The organism is Pseudomonas sp. 21615526, from assembly GCF_013386245.1.
In the GTDB taxonomy this organism is placed as follows: Bacteria; Pseudomonadota; Gammaproteobacteria; order Pseudomonadales; family Pseudomonadaceae; genus Aquipseudomonas.
Map to the genome: position 1 here is coordinate 1 of NZ_JACAOM010000209.1, position 1,246 is coordinate 1,246.

The following is a 1,246-nucleotide window of genomic DNA, read 5'->3' on the forward strand; positions in this document are numbered from 1 at the left end:
GCAAGCTCCCTCGCCACAGTTTGTTTATCAGCCATAGGGGCTTCGCCAGCCATCCGCACTTGTGTGAGGAGCAACTCATGTATTCACGTCGACAGATCCTGCTCGCCGGCGGCGGCCTCGGCCTCGCGGTAATCGCCGGTGGCCTGCTGCAAAAAATCAACGCCGGTCCCGCCCTGATCGCCGAAGCCGAAGCCGCCGAACATTTCGAAGTCAGCCACACCGACGCCGAATGGCGCACCCTGCTGACCGCCGAGCAGTACGCGATCCTGCGGGAGGAGGGCACCGAACGCCCCTACAGCAGCGCCCTCAACAGCGAACACCGCAACGGCACCTTCGCCTGCGCCGGTTGCGCGTTGCCCCTGTACGCCTCAGCCACCAAATTCGAAAGCCACACCGGCTGGCCCAGCTTCTGGCAACCCCTGGAAAACGCCGTGGCCAGCCACGTCGACACCTCCTTCGGCGTGGTACGCAAGGAAATCCACTGCCGCCGCTGCGGCGGTCATCAGGGCCACGTGTTCGATGACGGCCCGGCACCCACCGGCCTGCGCTACTGCATGAACGGCGCAGCCATGACGTTCACCGCGACTTAATTCAATGTCTTCCTATAAGGGTCTACCCCATGTGGCTTTTGGTTCTCGCATATCTGGGCGGCGTGCTGACGATTGTCAGTCCCTGCATCCTGCCGGTTCTGCCTTTTGTCTTCGCTCGCACCGGGCAGCCGTTTTTGCGCAGTGGCTTGCCGCTGCTGCTGGGGATGGCGATGACCTTCGCCCTGGTCGCCTCGCTCGCGGCGGTGGGCGGCGGTTGGGTGGTGCAAGTCAATCAGTACGGTCGCTGGCTCGCGTTGCTGTTTGTTGCGCTATTCGGGCTGACGCTGCTGCTGCCAAGCCTGTCCGAGCGCCTGACCCGGCCGCTGGTGGCCGCGGGCAGTCGCCTGTCGGAAGCCGCCGGGGCCGATTCGCGGCCGCGTCCGGGCGCATCGTTCCTGATCGGCGTGGCCACCGGGCTGCTGTGGGCGCCGTGCGCCGGGCCCATCCTCGGGCTGGTGCTGACGGGCGCCGCGCTGCAGGGCGCCAGTATCGGCACTACCTTGCTCTTGCTGGCCTACGCGGCAGGGGCTGCCACCTCCCTGGCCTTGGCGCTACTGGTCGGCGGTAAAGTCTTCGGTTTCATGAAGCGTTCGCTGGGCGCTGGTGAATGGCTGCGTCGTGGTCTCGGCGCCCTGATGTTGGCCGGTGTGGCGGCC

At 66.1% G+C, this 1,246-nt stretch carries 2 protein-coding genes; both read left to right on the plus strand.

What is annotated here, in order from left to right; genetic code table 11:
* Nucleotides 1-77: 77 nt before the first annotated feature.
* Nucleotides 78-590: a peptide-methionine (R)-S-oxide reductase MsrB gene (msrB, locus tag HX786_RS31105; protein ID WP_003217084.1), complete on the plus strand. Its 513-nt coding sequence runs from the start codon at nt 78-80 to the stop codon at nt 588-590.
* A 29-nt stretch (nt 591-619) separates the two neighbouring features.
* Nucleotides 620-1,246, plus strand: a 627-nt coding sequence (locus HX786_RS31110) for a cytochrome c biogenesis CcdA family protein (protein WP_306172585.1), incomplete at its 3' end; no start/stop codon positions are given.